Source organism: Chitinophagaceae bacterium (assembly GCA_016717285.1).
In the GTDB taxonomy this organism is placed as follows: domain Bacteria; phylum Bacteroidota; class Bacteroidia; order Chitinophagales; family UBA10324; genus JACCZZ01.
This window is the reverse complement of sequence record JADKFU010000002.1, coordinates 265,666-287,841: the sequence shown is the minus strand read 5'-3', so window position 1 is coordinate 287,841 and position 22,176 is coordinate 265,666. Positions and strand designations below refer to the sequence as shown.

The 22,176-nt window shown below is 42.7% G+C and carries 10 protein-coding genes; 9 read left to right on the top strand and 1 reads right to left on the bottom strand.

Translation table 11 applies throughout. The features are described 5' to 3' along the window. The first annotated feature begins 7 nt into the window (after positions 1-7). From IPO83_04400 to IPO83_04360, 9 genes are all read left to right on the top strand, one after another. A complete protein-coding gene (locus IPO83_04400) occupies positions 8-2,053 on the top strand; it encodes a hypothetical protein (GenBank protein ID MBK9730521.1) in 2,046 nt (681 codons plus the stop codon). A gap of 418 nt (positions 2,054-2,471) precedes the next feature. Next, positions 2,472-2,981 carry a peptidylprolyl isomerase gene (locus IPO83_04395; protein MBK9730520.1) on the top strand — a complete coding sequence of 170 codons (510 nt, stop codon included), beginning with the start codon at positions 2,472-2,474 and terminating at the stop codon, positions 2,979-2,981. Between the two features lie 398 nt (positions 2,982-3,379). Further along, positions 3,380-4,594: a pentapeptide repeat-containing protein gene (locus IPO83_04390; GenBank protein MBK9730519.1), complete on the top strand. Its 1,215-nt coding sequence runs from the start codon at positions 3,380-3,382 to the stop codon at positions 4,592-4,594. A 218-nt stretch (positions 4,595-4,812) separates the two neighbouring features. Next, positions 4,813-7,002 (top strand): tetratricopeptide repeat protein, encoded by a 2,190-nt coding sequence (locus tag IPO83_04385; GenBank protein MBK9730518.1) that lies wholly within the window; start codon positions 4,813-4,815, stop codon positions 7,000-7,002. A gap of 59 nt (positions 7,003-7,061) precedes the next feature. Then, positions 7,062-7,802 (top strand): response regulator transcription factor, encoded by a 741-nt coding sequence (locus IPO83_04380; GenBank protein ID MBK9730517.1) that lies wholly within the window; start codon positions 7,062-7,064, stop codon positions 7,800-7,802. A 155-nt stretch (positions 7,803-7,957) separates the two neighbouring features. Continuing rightward, positions 7,958-8,374: a response regulator gene (locus IPO83_04375; GenBank protein ID MBK9730516.1), complete on the top strand. Its 417-nt coding sequence runs from the start codon at positions 7,958-7,960 to the stop codon at positions 8,372-8,374. Positions 8,375-8,490: 116 nt separating this feature from the next. Next, complete coding sequence (locus tag IPO83_04370; protein MBK9730515.1) at positions 8,491-17,106, top strand: T9SS type A sorting domain-containing protein; 8,616 nt, start codon at positions 8,491-8,493, stop codon at positions 17,104-17,106. Between the two features lie 415 nt (positions 17,107-17,521). Beyond that, positions 17,522-18,364 carry a T9SS type A sorting domain-containing protein gene (locus tag IPO83_04365; GenBank protein MBK9730514.1) on the top strand — a complete coding sequence of 281 codons (843 nt, stop codon included), beginning with the start codon at positions 17,522-17,524 and terminating at the stop codon, positions 18,362-18,364. Positions 18,365-18,993: 629 nt separating this feature from the next. After that, positions 18,994-19,467 carry a GtrA family protein gene (locus IPO83_04360; protein ID MBK9730513.1) on the top strand — a complete coding sequence of 158 codons (474 nt, stop codon included), beginning with the start codon at positions 18,994-18,996 and terminating at the stop codon, positions 19,465-19,467. Positions 19,468-19,606: 139 nt separating this feature from the next. Here the strand turns inward: IPO83_04360 and IPO83_04355 are convergent, their stop codons facing one another. Next, positions 19,607-22,030: an arylsulfatase gene (locus IPO83_04355; protein ID MBK9730512.1), complete on the bottom strand. Its 2,424-nt coding sequence runs from the start codon at positions 22,028-22,030 to the stop codon at positions 19,607-19,609. Positions 22,031-22,176 lie beyond the last annotated feature (146 nt).

The following is a 22,176-nucleotide window of genomic DNA, read 5'->3' as shown; positions in this document are numbered from 1 at the left end:
TTGTTTATTGAACGGAAAAATATGGGTAGCAAAGAACCATGAGGTTATGGCGATGGACACTGCTACAGGAGACTATGAAATCTTTGGTGAATCAGACTTCCCTTCATTTGATTATGGCGATTTCGTTTCTATAGCTTCCAATGATGTTGATTGCATTTATGTAAGTTACATGGGCTGTCAAAACCAAATGAAAGGACTATTGAAGTTTGATGGAGTTATATGGCAAAATTTTCCGTGTGACTTACTAAATGCAATCGGTTGGGCTGGTATGCCACTTCAGGTCGCTTCCACTGGCCACGTTTTCACTGCGGTTACAAATCAAGTTGCCGAGTTTGATGGGCAGAACTGGAGTATTCATACGAGTCCGATTGGCAACATTTACTGTGGCGGGATGGATGAGGCCGATTCCATTTGGATGGGAACTATTGGCAGTGGCAATCTGATTAGTTATTACGAAGAGTCATTTGAATTGGTACTTAATAGTTCACCTGCATTCTACACAATGGCAGTGAGCAAGCAAGGATCGGCATATATTCCATCTTGGCCCAACAGTGCCGGTGCAATAATCAAGTTTAACCACGGCTCACTAGATACGTTTGATTTTCCGTGGTCACAATTCTCGACTTATGTTTCTCCAATGACAACAGATACATCCGGTAATGTGATTATGGTGAATGGGAATGCTGTCTACTTCCTTCAAGGACAAGATTGGATACCTCACTATTTTCCCGTTAATTTCGGTGAACATACAGCAGTCTATTGTGATCCGTCGAATAACGTCTGGATCGGATATTCGAATGGAATGTTAGTGAGATTACACGAGGGACAATCCACAATTTTCAGCCTAAGCTACTCCTCCCTTCCTTCAGATACTGTACTCTCGATCTCATCGTACCAACCCGGAAGTGATTTTCAAACTGTTGCTGGAACAACTAAAGGACTTGCGATAATTGACAACGATAATCTTGCTGTGAAAGCAGTATTTGATCACAACAATTCTATTCTGCAATCCGATAGGATTACTTGCCTTTCAAAATCAAGCTACTTTTCCCCTATTTCATCTCAGTGGATCGGGACAAATACCGGATTATATTCCTGGGATTTCGATACAACCTGGCGCCGCTATTCGATCGATAATTCTCCATTGCCAAATGACACCATCAATTCAGTTGTGCTTGGCGACTATAACGGCGGTGTATGGATTGGCACCAACGCCGGACTTGCATATTTTGATGAAGATACTTCCTGGACGATGTACACAACTTCAAATTCACCACTGCCATCTAACAAAATTCAGTGTCTACAGTACTATGCACAAGTACTTTATGCCGGAACTGATAGTGGTGTAGTAATTTATGATGGAAGTACATGGCGGATTCTTAATACAACAAACTCTGGGATTTCCGCTAATGACATTATTGCGATAGCAAGAACATACAATGCTTTATTCATTGGCACCCGAGCAAATGGTTTATGTGATTCCAGTTTTGTAAGTTCAAACTGGACTTATCTGAACTCCGGTAACGGATTAGGATCAGATTCCATTCTAACGATTTACAGCAGTGCGTCTGGTGGATGGGCAGGGTCCAATGGTGTGTTCGTTGGCACTAAGGGTGCAGGAATGTACACTGTATACCCTGATGGTACTTATAATGACGTCATGGAGGTTCAAGGTATTGGCTTTGAAAATGCATACGATGCATCTGAAAACACAGGCTACTGGTCATTTCAGTGGTGGGTCGGAACTGAAAAAGGAATTCTCTACTCAGATATCTATGGTGGCATTTATGCAAGTATCAATCAATCTCATAATGCTGTTGTCTATTTTGATCCTACAATGCTGAACATCCGTGCTGACTGGTCACAATTTGTGTCCCCGGAGATACAAGTTTTCGATTTGCAAGGAAGATTTTTATTCAGCTATCATCCGGGAAGACTGATTGATCAGCAAGTGGTTCGCATTCCTACAGCAAGATTGTCTTCCCAGATCTATGTGATCAGAATTCTATCAGGTAATTCAAGCATCGCGTTGAAAGCAATCAAGCCCGAATGAGTGATGATTTCAAATCAAAACGATAGAAGATGAAATGTACAAAAAACTTCTGCTGACTTGTTCAGGAAAGCGGAAACTGCAGTAAACAATGGTGCGGTATTCGAAGTGCAGAATTTGAAAGTGGCGTGAATGGGTGTTCGAGAACCATGATTAACCTTCATTTTCTGGTGAAGAGTCTCAGCCAACTGCTGATTCAGACACAAGACTTACAATAACAAAAATGTCTGCAAAGTTATCAGTAGCAATGCAAGTGATGGCATGTGGAACAAAAGATTATTTGAATGCATCCCACATTGAACGAAGTTTCACCGATTGCTAATGCGCGAATTTTATTACGCCCTGTTTTACAAATTGAAATATTGATTCAAATCCGTTTATTTTCGCAGCAATAATTTTAACTCAATCTAATTTACAAATAATGACCACTGAAAATCCAAAGGTATTTTTTGAAGTAACTGCTGACGGTGAAAATGTTGGCAAAATCGTTTTTGAATTAAGAGCAGATATAGTTCCGAAGACTGCTGAGAATTTTCGCGCATTGTGCACAGGAGAAAAAGGTTTCGGCTATAAAGGATCCGGTTTTCACAGGATCATCACTTCTTTCATGTGCCAGGGAGGTGATTTCACCAATGGCAATGGTACAGGAGGCAAAAGTATTTACGGAAATAAATTCCCTGATGAAAACTTTATTCTCAAGCACACTGAAGCCGGTCTGCTTTCTATGGCCAATGCAGGACCGAACACGAATGGTTCACAGTTTTTTATAACTACCGTTCCCACGCCATGGCTGGATGGTAACCACACGGTATTCGGAAAAGTGATGGAAGGAATGGAGGTAGTTACCAAAATAGAATCGTTCGGAAGCAGGAGTGGCGCCACTTCCAAAAAGGTGGTGATTGCAGATTGTGGAGAAGTAACCGGAAAGTAAAAGATAAGGAGGATGTTGAATTACGTTTGTGCATTAGTCGGTGTTCAATACTTCTTCTAACTATGAGAAAACCGAAGCACCCTATGATAATTGATCTGTTATTGATAAATAGCTGACCCAAACGGTGGTGCGCTGCTCTTACAATACGAACTTCCTTCAGAATATCTGACATAGGAATCGTTTTGGCCTTGCTCTTCTGTGATAATCGGTTCGCTTCAGCCATCAATACTTTTTTACGAAGTGCTTTTGCTAATTGATCTTGCTCTTCTTAGAACCCCTCCCCCCCCCGGGGTGATTTCCTTCCCCGGCGCCCCCCGGATTTTACATTTAAGAACCAAAATTACAGAATGAGCAGGTCATGGGTTCCGGTCTGACATGCATAACACCATTTAAATTCCATGGCCAACAAAGAACATTTAGCCGCAATAAACAAAGGCGTTGAATACTGGAACAATTGGAGAAATGAAAATCCGGTTTCGATTGACCTTCGTGAAGCTGATCTGAGCAAAGTCAATCTGAATGGTGCCAATCTTAAAAGTGCTGATCTGAGTGACGCGAAATTATTCAGAACCAAACTTTGTAAATCAAATCTCACGGAAGCAAAACTTAAAGGTGCCAGTTTGTGGAATGCTGATCTCACTGATGCGATACTAAAGAAAGCGAACCTGATCGAGGCAGATATGAATGGAACCAAACTTATTGGCGCTGATTTCACAGGTGCAAAATTATACAGGGCTAAACTTTACAGGGCAAATCTTGATCACGCGATCTTAATACAAGCTGATTTTAGCGGTTCAAACTTAAAGGAAGCGAACCTAACTGATTGTAATCTTGAATCGGCAAAACTCGACGGAGCGAAGCTTACAGAATGCAATCTCACGAGAGCAAATCTTTATAAGGCTTCTCTTTTTCACGCCACCTGTGTGAGCACAAAATTTACCGGTGCCAATATGGAGCATGCAAACATTTATGGCATTTCCGTATGGGACATTGAAACGGCAGGACTCGTGCAAAAGAACCTCGTGATAACACGCGCAGGTGAACCGCAGATAACAGTCGACAACATTGAGGTCGCACAATTCATTTACCTCATATTGAACAATAAAAAAATCAGGGATGTAATCGGAACCATCGCAAAAAAGGGGGTGCTGATACTTGGAAGATTTTCTGCCGAAAGAAAAAAAATACTGGATGCCATCAGGGAAAAGCTTCGTGAACATGATTATGTGCCCATCATGTTTGATTTTGAAAAAGTGACAGAAAGAGATCTTACGGAAACGATTAAGATTCTTGCCGGCATGTCAAGATTTGTAATCGTTGATATTACGAATCCAAAGAGTGCGCCGCTTGAATTGCAGGCCACTGTTCCTGATTATAAAATCCCTTTCGTGCCCATCATACAAAAAGGAGAAAAACCGTTCGCGTTGTTTTATGATTTACAACCAAAGTACAATTGGGTATTGGATATTATTGAATATGATTCTGAAACTGATTTACTGGAAGGCTTTCAGAAAGGAATACTCGACAGAGCATTGTCCGTTGAAAAAAGATTGCTGGAAGAACGACTTACTCCAAAACCCGACTCCCTCAACTTCGGAGATTACAAGGAATAACAACAACACTGAATACTTCAAAACATCGCTATAAAATCTTTCGTGCAACTCTCCTGCACGGTAATTCTGAAATCATGGATGATATAACAAGTATTGTTCCTGCTGTGGGATAGAACCCTATTCTTTTTATATACATCCGGCGGCCTGTTTTGGTGACTTCCTCGTTAACTGCAACGATTTAATGTTAAATATTATCTTGCCACTTCAACATTCACCTGATGAAGAAAGATCTTTTCCTGCCGCTCGTGCTTTTTTTCAGTCTATTCATTTTTTCATCGGGCACTTCTTTTTGTAATAATCAATTGCCTGATTCCATTCAATCAAAATTCAATGCAGCGATTCATGATACATCTCGTATCAGGATATTGATTGAATACAGTCAGCAGGTTCAGGACAGCACTGCGCTGAACTATGTAAACATGGCGATGGCGTTAATTGATAAAAATATTTCAGGAACCTTGAAAAAGGACTTCACCAAACTAAAAGGTGATGCACTCTCTGATATCGGACTCATCCACCGGAATATCACGGGAGATCTTCCTACAGCCATTCAAAAATTTACTGAGGCGCTTTCAGCTTATGAAATTGCAGGAGATAAATCAGCCATGACTGTTCCGCTGAGTAATTTGCAGGATATCTACCTCATGAGTGGCGATATTGTAAACGGTAAAAAAATACTGGATAAAAGCTTTGCCATTCAAAAAGAAAGTGGCGATACCCATGGATACATCGGCACACTTCAAAATTACAGCAACTATTACGCGATAAAGGGGAATGCTGATTCAGCTCTGGAAGTGCTTACCGTTGCAAAAAAACTGGCAACGCAATCAGGCAACAAATTAGATGAAGCGTATGTGCTGCTGGCCATCGGCACCACATGGTACAATAAGGGAGACATGTCGCAGGCATTGCCTTATTTATATGAGAGTGTCGCCGCATTTGAAAAATCAAAGCATCCGGAAGAAAAATACCAGGCGCAGCTTGGTGTTGGTCTCGTTTATGCGAAGTTAGGCGCCTATCCGAAGGCCATTGGTTTCTATCAACCGGCGCTGAAGATTGCCATGGAGACAGACGACTTGCCCAATATCTGCCTGGTTAACCTTAACATAGGCATTGCATACAGGGCAAGCCATCAACCGGATTCGGCAATCGGTTACCTGCAACAGAGTTTAACTGCTGCCCGCCAAATCGGTTTTACCATATATGCCATCTATTCTCTCGTTAACCTGGGGGAATGCAAGCTCGAAATGAAGGACACTTTAACAGCCATGAAATATTTCAGGGAGAGTGTCGCAGAAAATAAAGAAGCCTTGTCATCGGAAGGATTTGCAGAGAGCTATTACCAGATCGGTAATATTTTTTTTCTTCAACACAAGATTGATAGTGCAATCTATTATGCGAAGCTCAGCATGTCCAATGCAAGCGAGTCGCAGTTTGCAGAAACTTTAAAACCATCTGTGCAATTGTTAAGCGGAATTTATGAATACAAAGGAGATTACAGGAATGCACTCGACTATTATAAACGATACATCGGCTACCGCGATACCATTGACAATAAGAAAGCATTTCAGGCAGCAGTAGAAAAAGAGTTTGAATATGAATCGGAGAAAAAAGAATTGCTGGCAAAGGCAGAACGGGAAAAAGCTGCCATTGAACTGACTGCACAAAAAAACCGCCTTTTGATTTCTTCCGTTGCATTTGCTACGATTCTTGCGCTGGTTGGCATCTTATTCTACGTAAACCGGAAGCGAAAAGAATCTGTCTTCCGGGAAAATCTTGCTGAGAGTGAAATGAAAGCATTGCGTGCGCAAATGAATCCGCACTTTACTTTCAATTCATTGAATGCGATTCAGCAAATGGTGCTGAGCAATGAAAACGACAATGCTTTTCATTACCTCGATACTTATAGTAAGCTTACACGCAAGATGCTGGAGAATTCAGAGAAAAAATTTATTTCTGTTTATGATGAAATTAAATTTCTTGAACTCTACCTCAGTGTTGAATCGTTGCGCTTCCAACATTCTTTTCAGTATGAAATAAAAGTGGATGATTCAATTTCTCCGCATGCTTCCAAAGTTCCGGCTATGGTTATACAGCCGTATGTGGAAAATGCTATCAAACATGGTTTGCTTCCGAAAAGCAACAACCAACATTTGCTGATTCATTTTAAAAGAAATGCGGCAGATGATGAATTGCTTGAAATTGTGATTGAGGACAATGGTGTCGGAAGAAAAATTTCAGGAACCAAAAACATGGATGATCATCAAAGCATGGGTATGTCTATCACTGAAAACCGCTTGCGGCTGCTGGAAGGGAAAAAAGGAAATAAAGTGCTGGTAGAAGATTTGGTTGCTGCCGATGATTCATCAAAAGGAACAAGAGTGCGGATAATTATCAGTCAGGAATAATTCAAAGTGCTTTTCTTGTAAAATCAATTTTTACACTTCAACTTCTTTTTACATAACGTATGCTCACTGCTATCATAGTTGATGATGAACTCAAGGGGCGTCAGTTTCTTCGGCAATTGCTGGAGAAATTTATTCCACAGGTGAAAGTTGCAGGTGAAGCCGCCAATGCAACAGAAGCAAAAGAACTGATTCATGCTATACATCCTGAACTGGTTTTTCTTGACATAGAAATGCCGGGCAAAACAGGCATTGAGTTGCTGAAAGAAATTGCAGACATCAAATTTGAAGTGATTTTTGTGACTGCATTCAACACTTACGCGGTGGAAGCATTCAAACTGGGTGCCGTTGATTATTTGCTGAAGCCGGTTAGTCCGCCGGAATTAACAAGAGCTGTTGAACGCGCTGAAAAATATATCGGCTTGCGTGTGCAGCAGAAGCAAAAGTTTGATACCCTTGCCGAACAATACGGAAAACCATTTTCAAAGATTACGGTGCCCAACCTGAGCGGCTTTGAATTTGTTGACTTTTCTGAAATCATCTTTATGCAGAGTGAAGGTAACTACACACACATCCGGCTGGCCGGCGGAAAAAAAATAATGGCCACACGACTGCTCGGTGAATTTGAAGAAATGCTGATGCCTTACAATTTTTTCCGGGTACACAAATCGTTCATCATTAACCTGGTGCACATGAAGAAATATACAAAAGGCGATGGCGGCGTGGTAATGATGAGCGATGGCTCTGAAATTGACGTGGCCCGCAGAAGTAAAGATGCTTTTCTGAAAAGAATTCAATTGTAACCTTTGCTTTTAGAAAGTAAAAAGCTAATCACAGGAAACGGTTTCTGTCTTCCTGCTTACACCGTTTACCCATTGACCTGTTCCGTTCGTAGTACTATTACTGCCACTCATACAATCGTCTCTTCTCAGTTACATTACATAAATATCTTTGATGTATGGACGAAAATTATTTGCTTCGTGTCCTCATTCTGGACGATGAAGTTCCTTCCTTACAACTCATTCAGATACTTTTACAACAACAGCCTTGCATTAAGATTATAGCGGCAGTTCAGCGGGTGAGTGAAGCCATTGCAATCATGAATTCGCAAACTATCGATCTGCTGGTGCTCGATATCGAACTGAAAGGAGAATCAGGATTCGATCTTATAGACAAAACGAAAGAAATCTCTTTTGAATTCGTATGCCTGGCCGCCACAAAAGACCATGCCTTCAAAGCATTCGAATATGGAAGCGCAGGTTATTTGCTGAAACCTGTGAATGAAAAGGAACTGAGGAATTGTTTTTCCCGCCTTCGAAAATCCAAACCATACATACAACCGGTTCCACCGCTCATAAGCGGGAGCCGACCGTAAATCAATTGCTGAAAACAGATGTACACATTCAAAATATATTTAACACTGATTAAATAATCGATTACATTTCCCCCACTTCATTAAACGCACATTCAACCATCCTAAATTTTTATCCCATGAAAAAGATGCTACCCTTTCTGCTGAGTTTTCTCTTCTGCTTATTACAGTACATGAACACCGCAAATGCACAATGCAGTTTGACGAACACGATCAGCGGAACAGCCTGTACAGGTCATACGCTAACAGCAAATGTGTCGGCCACACCTTGTGCAATTGCCTGGCAACAAAACGGCAATACCGTTCATACGGAATATCCGGAGAACTGGAACGGAATAGGAACTACTGTTGCCGGTGGTAACGGTTTTGGTAGCGGCGCCAATCAGTTTGGCAATCAAACGCAATACTCAACAGCATCAGCCGGTGGTATCGCCGTTGATGCAGATGGAAATATTTACATCTGCGATAACCCGAACAACAGGGTTCAAAAATGGGCACCCGGAGCCCCTTCAGGCACCACCGTAGCCGGCGGAAACGGTGCGGGCAGCGGTGCAGATCAGCTTAATAATCCATCAGATGTTTTTGTAGATGCAACGGGCAACATATATGTATGCGATTTTTACAATGCGCGTATTCAAAAATGGGCCCCGGGAGCCACGTCAGGGATTACCGTGGCCGGTGGCAATAACTTTGGATCTGCCGCCAACCAGTTTACCAATGCATTCCAGATTTTTGTGGACGCTTCGGGAAATGTTTATGTGTCAGACAATGGTAATTACAGAATACAAAAATGGGCGCCGGGTGCCACCTCAGGTACAACGGTAGCAGGCGGAAATGGGTCAGGCAGTGCAGACAATCAGCTAGGGTACGCTAACTTTATTTTTGTGGATGGATCCGGCAATCTTTATATAGCAGATTATTTTAACAACCGTGTTCAAAAATGGGCACCGGGAGCTACTTCTGGAATTACAATAGCCAACTTGACCGGACCCAGGGCTATTTATGTCGATGCAGGTGGCAGTATGCTGGTAAGTAGCGCAGGTTTTAATGGTAACGATAGAATATCGCTTTGGCATCCAGGACAATCATCAGGTAAAACATTGATGGGTAAAATAGATTATAGCAGTGACCCCAATCCTTTCCAGACTGTTTCAGACATGACACTTGATTACAATGGAAATATTATTCTGATTGATGCTTTCAATTTTCGGGTCCAGAAATTTAATGTTGGCAATGTCACCAACACATTTATTCCTTCAGCATCAGGAAACTACCAGGCTGTTGCTTACTCATTTGGTACAGGTTGCGATGTTACCAGTAACACAATTGCTGTGGAACCCGCTCCGGTGGTTACATCATCGGCCAATGGGGCATTATGCGGTGGCAGTAGTGTCACACTCACTGCAACAGGTGGCTCCACATTCACCTGGCAACCAGGCAACCTTTCCGGGGCCGAACAAACTTTTGTTCCACTTAATACAAGTACTTATTCAGTTACCGGAAATGTGAATGCCTGCGTAACTGAAGCCACCATTAATGTGTTGCCAACTCCTGAAATCTCTGTCACAGGTGAGGCCTGTACAGGCCACTTGCTAACGGCTTCGCTGAATTCAATTCCCGCTTTATTAGAATGGAAATTGAACGGAAGCGTTGTTAAGTCATCGACTCCATCCTGGAATCCAACAGCGGTAACAGTGGCAGGTGGTAATGGCAGCGGTTCAGGATCTAATCAGTTTGCCAACACTTACGCAGGCATTCTGGTAGATGCAGCAGGGAATATTTATGTTTCAGATGCTGGCAATCACCGTGTACAAAAATGGGCCCCGGGCGCAACATTCGGCCTTACCGTAGCAGGCGGCAACGGGCAAGGATCGGCTGACAATCAGCTTTACAATCCTGGTGGCATTTTTCTGGACGCCTCCGGTAATCTTTATATCGCCGACCAAAGCAACAACCGGATTCAGAAGTGGGCGCCGGGAGCCGGCAGCGGAACTACCGTTGCAGGCGGCAATGGATTTGGTGGCGCACTCAATCAATTAGAATATCCAAGCTACGTTTCTGTAGATGAATCAGGCAATGTATATGTTCTGGATGGCTGGGATAATGCCCGTGTCATGAAATGGGCACCCGGAGCCACCGAAGGCGTAGTGGTTGCAGGGGGCAATGGTAAAGGAAATGCCGAGAATCAAATCAACCTCGGTACTGGAATGGTGAGGGATAATACAGGTAATATTTATGTAACCGATTGGTATGCCAACAGGATTCAAAAATGGACACCGGGAGCAACCACAGGTATTACCATTGTATCCGGACTTAGCAGCCCTAATGGCTTATTATTGGACGGTGCCGGAAACTTCTATGTGGTGAACAGCCCTTATGTTTCGCCGGCCTATCAATCACACATCGTACGTTATCGAACAGGAGATTATACATGGCAGGATATTATTCCGGCTACTTACGGAACGGCCCCCAATCAACTGGCAGGAGCAACGAACGGTTATTTTGACGCTGCAGGAAATATGTATATACTGGATGGAGTAAACCGACGTATACAGCGATTTTCTACTGCTGCGATTTCGCAAACTTATGCTTCAACATCTCCCGGCAATTATTCAGTGGTTGCAACCTCATTTTCCGGTTGTCAGACCACTTCCAATACTATCAATGCAATATTGTCTCCTGTCACCAACTCACAGGCAGTGTCTATATGTGCAGGAAGCAGCGGTCAACTTTCTGTTACCGGCAGCAGCAGTTATACCTGGAATCCTGGTAACCTCAGCGGATCCTCCATCAGTGTGAATCCCTCCTCCACCGTAACCTACACTGTTACAGACAATGCAACTTCCTGTACTACGCAGCTCATGGCATTTGTTGCCGAATCATCTGCACCGGCCATTTCCGGAACTAGTTGCATTGATGGAACTAATCTTACGGGCACTGTAGCTAAAACACCTGTTACGCTTGAATGGAAATTGAATGGTTCAACCGTTGCTTCATCTACCGCTACCTATTCAAACAATAATATGACCGTGGTAGCCGGCGGAAATGGTATCGGAGCGAATCTGAATCAAACGAAGTATCCACGCGGAATGGCGCTCGATGTTGCAGGAAATGTGTATGTAGCGGAAGAACAAAATCATCGTGTAACCAAATGGGCACCCGGCGCGACGGAAGGAGTGATTGTTGCTGGTGGAAACGGATCCGGCCCTAATGCAAATCAATTTAGCTCACCGGAAGGAATTTTCGTTGACAAGTTTAATAATATATACGTAGCAGACCAAAACAATCAGCGTATTCAGAAATGGGCGCCAGGAGCCACAGAAGGGGTAACGGTAGCCGGAGGTCATGGACAAGGAAATGCATTGAATCAACTCAGTTCTCCATTGAGTGTTTATGTGGACGATGCAGGAAATATATACGTACCTGATCAGAGTAACCATCGGGTAGTAAAGTGGACGCCTGGTGCTTTAGAGGGCATTGTGGTGGCAGGGGGCAACGGGCAGGGTTCCTCAGCAAATCAATTATACTTTCCATTACAGGTTACCCTTGATCTGCAAGGCAATTTATACATTGCAGACTATAGCAATCACCGCATTCAGAAATGGGAGCCGGGTGCAACATCAGGCACCACTGTAGCGGGTGGAAATGGGGCCGGTTTCAATAGTGACCAGGTTGGACAACCGCAGGGTGTAGCAGTGGATGGTGCAGGTAATATATATGCTCTTAGTGGTTATAATAGTTACATTACTAAATGGGCGCCCGGTGCTACATCAGGTGTTTACCTGGCAGGTTATTGCTGCAATCCTCCCGGTGGTGTGTGGGGTGCATATTCACTTCAGGCAGACGTAAGTGGCAATCTGTATGTAGCAGATTATGTGAACTGCAGGGTGGTGCGCTACAATGCTTCCTTAAATATTCCTGCACTCACTCCTACTGTTGCGGGGGATTATACTTTAGCAGCAACCCAATTCAATGGTTGTGTGTCTTCTTCACCCATACATACGGTGTATGGCGTAGCTGCAATTACTTTTACAGGCAATCAATATTTCTGCACAGGAAATTCTACCACACTGGATGCAGGAACACATAGCACTTACCAATGGTCTACAGGCGCCAACACACAAACTGAAACCTTCAGCTCTGAAGGAAATTATGCAGTTACAGTAACTGACAACGGGTGTTCCTCTACTAAAAATTTTTCTATAGCAGCGCAGACACCAGTGGTCAATACGACTGCAAATCCTGCTGCCAGTTGTATTGGTAGTCCGGTACAGTTGATTTCCTCCCTTATTTCAGGTGGAATTCAAAAGGTTACCAAAATCTATGATATAGACGTCAGTCACCTGATTGGGATGTTTTCCACATGCGATAATGCTAACCGTTATGGATATTACTATAATTCAGTCGGTTTTAATTATAATGATATTGGAGGTGGGACAATTGCAAGCATCAAAATAGAATTTAATGTGGGACTCGATCAAAATGTAGCAGGTACGCATACTATTAGCGGGGCTGCCACCGGAAGTTTTTTAGTGCCAAATGTCTTCGCAGGTTGCGATGTAGCGAACCCTGCCAACTTTGTAACTATAAATGCAACTCCTGCCGGTTACAATGTTGGAGGCAACAATAATATTTACTTTTCCAATCCTTATATTTTTGGATTGGTGCCAACTGCTGCACTCAACAACTACTACGCAAGGGTTACCGTTACATACAATCAACCTGTCGTATCCTACGCATGGTCGCCAAATAATGATACGATCCCAAATCCTGTTGTTCATCCGCTTTCAGCAACTACTTACACCCTTACTGCTTCCAGCCTTGGATGCAGCAGTACCTCAACTGTAAATGTGAGTGTTGCAACTGCACCGGGAGATACTGCCCTGTTCGGTGATCATGTATGGAATGTTTATGCCTTTAATGCAGGAGATTTCTCTGATACGGGCCATTCCTGGAATGAAGCTTATTCCGGTTACTACGTTGACAATAGTCTCAATTTCAATACGGAGTCAAAATGGAGTTCAGTTTCCTCTCCTTCCAACGCTGCCGGTTATGTCGGTTGTGCCGTAAACAACGACAATCACTCCTGGTCTGCCAAGCGAAAAGGATTCCCCTGTGGCACTTATTTAATTGATGTGCCTTCTCATGATGATGAAGCCCAGCTCTTTATTAATGGTGTCAAAGTGTGGGAACACATTGGCGCGAACGATTATCACGCCAATGTATGGACAGGATTTCTGGACGACAATTCCAATGTTGAATTCAGAGTAACCGAAGGTGCCGGCAATTCATTCGGTTCTATCACCATTACACCTCAGGCACTCATTACTGTAAACGGGCCTGTTAAATTTTGTCCGGGATATTCTGTTCAACTGACTGCAAGCAGTGCAGGCAGTTACCTGTGGAGCACTGGTGAAACCACTCAAACTATTTCTGTAAATGCTACAGGCAATTATTCTGTGGACATGACGACCAATGGCTGCACAAATACCGCTTCACAAACCATTACCGTTGCACCTTTGGATACTGCAATAATTTATTCGAATAAAAGTCCGGATTTTAGTTTTTGTCCATCGATGAAAACCATTGATCTTCGAACGCTATCTAAGCCCGGCATCACCAGAACATGGAGCAACGGAAGTCATTCAATAGCAATTTTCCCAAGTGTTCCCGGAAATTATTCGCTCACCATTTCAGATGTACTTGGTTGCACAGCTACTTCACATGTTACAGTTACCTCTGCTGTTGCAGGAGTTGATTCCAGCTTCGGTGATAATGCCTGGAAAGTGAATGCCTATTCGCAGGGCTATTACACTGAGTACTATGGGTATTATACCTATGGACGTGCCTGGTTTCCACAAGACTATTCAGGCTACTATCTCGACAGCACGCTCAATTTCAATTCAGAAGATAAATGGAATAGTGATTCCAATCCCTCCACCGCTCCCGGATACCAGGGTTGCAGCATTGATGATGATTATGTTTCCTGGAGTGCAAAAAGGCAGGGATTCGCATGTGGTGTTTACACGATTGATATTCTAAGTCATGATGATGATGCGCAGTTGTATATTGATGGGGTGATTGTTTGGGATCACATTAATGGTTGCTGTGATCAGCACTTTGGTGTTTGGACAGGTGCTTTAAACGCCAGCTCAAAAGTAGAATTCAGGGTAGATGAAATGTCAGGAGATGACGTAGGTGCACTTCAATTTACACTGCAAAGTGGCAATGTTGACTTTATTAGCGTAACCGGAAATCCAATTGTCTGCACCGGACAGTCTTATACGCTTACCTCAGCACTCCTGGGAACTTATGAATGGTCTGATGGGCAAACAACCAATCCTGCCTTTGCTATAGCATCTGGTAGTTATAACGTAACAGTTACGGATGCAGCAGGCTGCGCATTAACAGCTAATCCGGTTTCAGTAACCATTATTGCCGCACTGGCTCCTGTGGCACACATCAACGCTTCTTCGAATGTTGTTTGCGACTGGAATCCTGTAACACTCAGCTCCGACAGCACCATTGGAAATTTGTGGAGTACCAATGAAACCGCACAAAGTATTTCTGTAAGTGGCGTTAACCTTTATACACTGACGGTGACCAACAGTGCGGGTTGCTTTGCCGAGAGTTCGATTCAAATCAACAGTGGATTTACACCTCCAACACCTGTCGCGACGGTGAGTGATACCATTTGCGCTGGCAGTAGTGCTACTCTTTCTGCCGGAGGATTAGCTCCCGGCGGACAAGTTGCTTCCTTCAATGGTATCAATCAGTATGTAATCGTGTCACAGGATATTCCTGAATATGATTTCACTATAGAAATGTGGGTGAAGACCACTACTGCCAACACCGGCATCTTCAGTGTGACCGACGGATATCTTGGCTCTAACGGACATGACCGGCACATTTTTCTAAGCAACGGGCAATTGAGTGTTCGCATATATCCCAGTTACTCGTGGAATTCAGGAATTCAAATTAACGACGGTCAATGGCACCACATCGCGCTGACAGTGCAAACGGGCATTGGTCAGAAAATTTATGTGGATGGCATTCAGTCAAACTTCTCCAACAATGATGATCATTCTGATTTTGACTGGCAAACTGAATTCAACATCGGATTTTCATCAGATATTTCTTCAAATTTTTTCAATGGACAAATCGATAATGTGCGTATCTGGAGTGAAGCAAGATCGCAGAGTGAACTCAGGAACAATATGCTTTCTGAAACACCTTCGTCTTCAACTAATCTTGTTTACCAGGCTTTACTGAATGGCAACCTGGACGCCACTGCAGGAAGTAATGGTTCAGCACCCAATGGCATCACTTATACAGGAGCTGATTTTTACACTTATGCCTGGACGGGAACAGGTGCGCCTGCGGCTGCCAATAGCGTTACACAAACTACAGCACCTCTTTTTGCAAGCGGTGCTTACAGTGTAACCGCTTCCGCCGGTTTATGTGGCAACTCAGCAAGTGCTTCGTCTAATGTGGTCGTGTTGCCTTCTACGGAATATTATCCGGATACGGATGGCGACGGATTTGGCGATGCCGGTTCACCGTTGGTTTTACTCTGCGCTATTCCAGTAAGTGGATACTCCCTTAACAACGATGATTGCAATGATGCACTCTCATCAGTGCATCCGGGAGCTATTGACATCTGCAACAGCATCGACGATAATTGCAATGGCATAACAGATGAAAATTCAGTGAGCGCCATTGTCACAGCAGGTGGGCCTACCACTTTCTGCTCATGGTCATCTGTTAATCTTTCTGCGAGTACTTCGGGAGCAGGCTCCTTAAGCTACCAATGGCTGAATGAAAGCAGTGTTATTCCAGGTGCAACAACTACTGCCTACAATACCAATGTAACAGGTAATTATGCAATGGTAATTAGCAATGGTATTTGCACCGATACTTCCAGCAGCATGTCCGTAAATGTATTGGCGAAGCCGGATGCTGCCATCACTCCTTCCGGCATCGTGAGTGCCTGCAAAGAAGTGGCCGTAACATTCAATGCCAATACGGGAGCGGGGTATACTTACCAATGGTATAAAGGAACAGTGATGATACCTGGCGCCACCACTGCAACCCACATTTCCATGGGAAGCAAGCAGGGTTATTACAACGTGTTGGTTACAGCACCAAACGGTTGTTACAATCATTCTGATTCTACCCAGCTCATCCGCCTGAATGTTCCGCCTTCTGTCATCAACATTCTCAATCCGGCAGACAATCCTGATTTGTGTATCAATGGAAAAGTAAAAATGCGGGGAACAGGTGGTACCGGCTTCACGTATCTGTGGCTCAAAAACAATGTGTCAACGGGAGTTACCACACGCGACTATACTGTTACTGAAGAAGGAAATTACAAGGTGCAGATTACCAACCCTTATAATTGCAGCAAAACTTCCACTGCCGTTTCTGTATTCAGTTCCTGCCGCGATAACAATAGTATTGCTACAGCTGTTACTCCGGTAATGAGTGTTTATCCTAATCCAACGGATGGCCATTTTGCAGTCAGTCTATCACTCTTCAACTCATTTAATGGTGATGCAACAGTTGAAGTCCTCAACATGCTGGGACAGATTGTGCAGAGTGAAACAGTTCCGGTAACGGATGGTGAGTTGTTTAAAGAAATGTTTATGGGAAATGAAATACCCGCTGCCACTTACATGTTGCGTATTGTTGCCGATGGACAGGTGTTTAAAGAGCAGGTAGTGGTGCAGTATTAATTGAGTTTTGCTTATAAGAAAAAGCCTCTTCGGAGGCTTTTTCTTTTTAGGACAACAACCTGCAGAAAAATTTACTTTTAAAAAACAATTTGCCTGCTGTACACTTCATCTTCCGTAAACTTGTAACCCCGAAACTGTCATGCATTCTCTACCTTATTTTATTGCCCATTCTAAAAAAATATTCGCACGGAACTTAAAAAAATCATTTCTGAGAATTATTTAACAAATGCAGTGTAGATTATCAAACTCGTGTGCTTTTCTCAAAGCTGGACTACAGACTGATGAAGGTGAGGTTCTACTGCGCTTACTTTTATCAGCGCGTTAATTTTACTATATTTGATGATATCGGACTAAAATCTTAATTGTGGCGTTCGGACAAATTCCGCATTATGTAACTTCAATAAAAATCGTCGTTTTGAAAAGCATCATTCTACTTTCGTTGTCCATTCTTTTAATGAGTGCTGTTAATGCACAAATAAGTTTGCAGTATTCATTGCCTTCTATCAATAATGCTTCATTCAGCATCATTAAGTTTGGTTTGGCAGGCGATCAATATGTGCTGATTGATTATTCAACAAACCAGATCACCGTTTACAATTTGAATCAGGTACTTGAAAAAACAATTGATATCCCTGCTTCCGTGATTGTAACAAATTACCAGGTCTATTACATTTCTGATAACTTGTTCGATCTTGATTCCAGCTTAGAATACCTCGTGAACAAGCCCATTATTCCAGGCGTTTACTCTAATACCTATATCGTAAAAGAGGATGGTACAATTCTTTTGGAGGCTGACAGTGCGATCATCTCTAATTTTACTAATCCCAATCTGATTTCTGATTTTGCGAATGTTTATCCGACGCCTGATGGTACAAAATTGATTCTGTATAAAAAGAATTCCGGATACCAGGTATATTCACTTCCAGGCACCTTGCCTTGTCATGAATGTAACAATGGAGTTTTTACTGGAAATTTTTCTCCTGAAAATCCTGATCGCAACGGCACTAATCTTTCCAATCCCTTTCCGAATCCCACGGACAATCTCACGCGCATTGATTATAACTTGCCGAAGGGAATAAATCAAGGAGAACTGATTTTCTTCAATACGAACGGAGTTGAAGTAAAAAGATTTAATGTATCGAATGTATTCAGCTTCATTTATGTGTCTGCCAACGATTTGCCACAAGGCACTTATTTTTTCACACTGAAAACAACACAGGGAATAACTGAGGGAAAGAAACTTGTGGTGGTAAAGTAGGAAGATACGAAAGCTGGCCTTCACGTGCATTCGTGATAAATTTCTCGTTATCGAACTCCAAAATCTTTATTTTGCGATGATACGGGCATAAGAATGGATCTAAAATGAATGCAAAGGCGTGCCACGGTTTGGAACCGTGGCACGCCTCTCCGTTTTCGCCAGAAAGCTTTATCATCTCTGCATACGCACTCGAGGTAAGTTAAGCCCTTAGTCAACTCCAAAAGCTTTATTTTGCGTCGCCTCTAAGCACATAAAATCGAACTATAAAACTGTTGACTCATCTTTAAGTACAACTTCTTTCACTATGACACTAATAGCCATCTTTTTACCATGCATTTCATTCTTTTTAAGAGGTAAAATATTAACTGCCATCATTTGTTTGCTTTTACAAATAACTTTAATCGGATGGGTTCCTGCAGCAATATGGGCTGTTATATCGCTTCAGAATTCCAGAGCTGACAGACGTAATGAGAAATTAATAAAAGCGATGAAGAATAGATAAACTTAATTAGGAACAAATGGAGCACTTGTATCCTACTCACTAACATATACTGTAAGACCTTTTGCTGCATCTACCCGGAAGTAATCTTATTTTCGTCGCATAGAATATGAGAAAAACACACGAGAATATAAGAACACTGGTGCTGGCAGTGGGAGACTTTTTTTACCCTCCATTTAAAAGCATATTCTCCCTGCAAACATTCAGGTATGCGGCCTGCGGTGGCTTTACCACGCTGATGGGAATTGTGCTCTATTACATCGGATTCCATTTTGTTTTCAAAAAAGAAGTAGTCCATTTATACGGCAGGCTTGCACTGGAACCACATATTGCGGCCGATTATTTATTTGCTTTATGGATTACATTTCCAATTGGTTTTTATTTAAACCGGTTCATTGTTTTTCAGGAATCGAATCTTAAGAGCAGCGTACAGTTGTTCAGGTATTTTGTAGTTACCGTTGCTGCAGTTTGCATCAACTATTTTTTCCTCAAATTATTTATTGAAGGTTTTGGATTATATCCGACAATAGCTAAAATATTTACTACCGCTTTTGTTATTTTATTCAGTTACGTAAGTCAGCGTAATTTTACTTTTAAGAAATGATGAGTATCTAGTAGAAGCAAGTTACTGATCGAATGTCAGGTTTCTATATAACGCAAAAAAAATGGGGAAGCGATTAAACTTCCCCATTTCGTTAACAGGATTCAGCATGGCAGCTGATGATCACTTCACTGCAAAAAAATTATTCTTTGCTGAAAGCCCTTTGCGCTTCCATTTCCATATCAAGATATTTTTCTGTTCCTGTGTTCACTTTTACGAATGCAATATGACCTCCTTTAAATTCACCCGGTGAATCATACAGCTTACTCACGGGATCGCCGCTATCATAACCTACACATAATCCATCGCCCACCAGGGTGAATTTTCCTACCTGCGCGGTCATCGGGCCTGTGGCAACTTCCTTGTCATTTATATAAAGCTTAGCGGTGCCAATGGACTCACCATGTTCCCCGGCTTTTTCTTTTGTGAACTCCATACCAAAAGTGTATTTACCGGGCTTAAGCACAGCCGACACAAATTGTTGTTGTGTAATGCCCAAAAAATTATACACATAATACAACTTATGATCTTTGATGAATAAGCTATGTCCGCCAAAGCGGGAACCGTGCGCAAAAATTACTCCCGAAGCATTGGCATCCGTAATCTCTACGTTGGAAACGATCTTGTAAGATTTGCCTCTTATATTAACTGCTACCGCTTCAGGTACTGCACTGGTGTGCGGATAATAAGTATAGTTGTCAGTTTTGGGTTCTTCCTCCGGACGTTCCAATGTTAAAATCTGAGTTGCGGTGCGATCATCCAACGGATAAGCAAAATTTTTCTTCGCTTCTTCATCATATAATTTTTTTAATGCTTCCAACTTTTCAGGATTCTCTTTAGCAAGATCTTTTGACTCTGAGCGGTCAACGTCTGTATGATATAATTCCCATTTATCCTGATCAAAATGTCCTTTGTCAGTAAGTGGCGCATGCACGGCAACCGCTTTCCAGCCATCCTGCCAGATCGCTCTTGTTCCGAGCATAGTATAATACTGCACATGTTTCTGAGTTGGGTCATCGGGTTTTGCGTCGAAAGTATATTTCATCGAAACACCTGACAACGGATATTGCTCTACACCACGGTAAACCTTCGGCATTTCCAATCCGCAGATTTCTAAAATGGTGGGAACGATATCAACTGCATGATGATATTGGTTCCGCACTTCGCCATGAGCTTTAATACCTTTTGGCCATGAAATTACCAATGGATCCGCTGTGCCGCCTGAGTAATTTGAATAACGTTTAAACATTTTAAACGGCGTGGAAAAAGCAGCCGCCCAGCCTGTCGGGTAGTGCTCGTAAGTATTCGGTCCGCCCAATTCATCAATCAGCTTCATGTTCTCCGATAATTCATCGGGATAGCCATTAAAGAATTTATTTTCATTTACAGAACCGCTCGGACTTCCTTCACCCGATGCGCCGTTATCGGCAGCATACATAATGATCGTATTATCATATTGGCCTGAAGCTTTCAGGTGATCTATGATCCTTCCGATTTCTACATCTGTATATTCAGAGAACGCTGCATAGACTTCGCATAAACGCGAGAATAATTTCTTTTCATCCGCACTAAGTTTATCCCATGGACGTACATAATCTCCCGGTGCAGCCTGCTCTTCCGGCATCGGATTAAATTCGGTCAGTTCAGTTCCCTTTGGCAAGATGCCTCTTTCAATCATGCGCGGCAACACCCATTTCCTGTATGCATCATACCCATCATCAAATTTGCCTTTGTACTTTGCTATATAATCTTCAGGTGCCTGGTGCGGTGCATGGTTTGCTCCCGGGCAATACCACATGAACCACGGCTTGGAAGGATTAGCTGATTTCTGATCGCTGATCATTTTGATTGCCTGATCGGCAAGATCCTTTGATAAGTGATAACCTTTTTCAGGTCCGTAAGGCTGTTCAATGGCATGATTATCTTCCGTCAGGTCAGGATAAAACTGATTGGTTTCTCCACCGATAAAGCCGTAAAAACGATCATAACCCTGTTGCAATGGCCATTGACTCTTGTTAGCACCTGCAGAGAGATCGGTCTCCGGAACATTGTGGTCCTTTCCAATCCAGAAAGTGCTCCAACCATTTTCATTTAATATCTGCGCCATGGTTGCAGCCTGTGCAGGCAACTGACAACTGTAACCCGGAAATCCATTGGCGCCTTCAGTAATAGCTCCCATACCATTAAGATTGTGATTACGTCCGGTATTGATGCAGGAACGTGTTGGAGAACAAAGCGCAACTGTATGCCATTGTGTATAAGTTAAACCGTCCGCAGCCAGCTTATCCATGGTGGGCATGCTTATTCTTCCACCGTAAGGTGACCATGCGCCAAGGCCTGTATCATCATAAAGAATGATGAGAATATTAGGCGAACCTTCAGGCGCCTTTTTTCGAATGTAAGGTGCCCAGTCAGGTTTTGAATCGCGGACATCGAGCTTGATGTCGCCATTAAATGTTGATGCCGATGTTTTTGCAGGCGCTGTATTTTGCTGCTGGTTGCAACTAACGCCAAGCAAAGTGATTATAACAAGCGACAACAGGCATTGAATTTTCAGTTTTGTCATGGTTAATTTTTTAATGGTTAAGTTGAATGGGTTGTTTGGATTAGATGGAGGTATAATTGAGTTGGGTTTCTATTTTAAATTGATTCATGATGTTCAGGTATCCTGAATAGCTGAAATGATCTGTCTACTGATCCCATACCGAATTG

Bases quoted from the DNA above. Each gene is read 5' to 3' on its own strand.
- IPO83_04395 (MBK9730520.1), top strand. From the start codon at position 2,472: ATGACCACTGAAAATCCAAAGGTATTTTTTGAAGTAACTGCTGACGGT.
- IPO83_04390 (MBK9730519.1), top strand. From the start codon at position 3,380: ATGGCCAACAAAGAACATTTAGCCGCAATAAACAAAGGCGTTGAATAC.
- IPO83_04385 (MBK9730518.1), top strand. From the start codon at position 4,813: ATGAAGAAAGATCTTTTCCTGCCGCTCGTGCTTTTTTTCAGTCTATTC.
- IPO83_04380 (MBK9730517.1), top strand. From the start codon at position 7,062: ATGCTCACTGCTATCATAGTTGATGATGAACTCAAGGGGCGTCAGTTT.
- IPO83_04375 (MBK9730516.1), top strand. From the start codon at position 7,958: ATGGACGAAAATTATTTGCTTCGTGTCCTCATTCTGGACGATGAAGTT.
- IPO83_04370 (MBK9730515.1), top strand. From the start codon at position 8,491: ATGAAAAAGATGCTACCCTTTCTGCTGAGTTTTCTCTTCTGCTTATTA.
- IPO83_04355 (MBK9730512.1), bottom strand. From the start codon at position 22,030: ATGACAAAACTGAAAATTCAATGCCTGTTGTCGCTTGTTATAATCACT.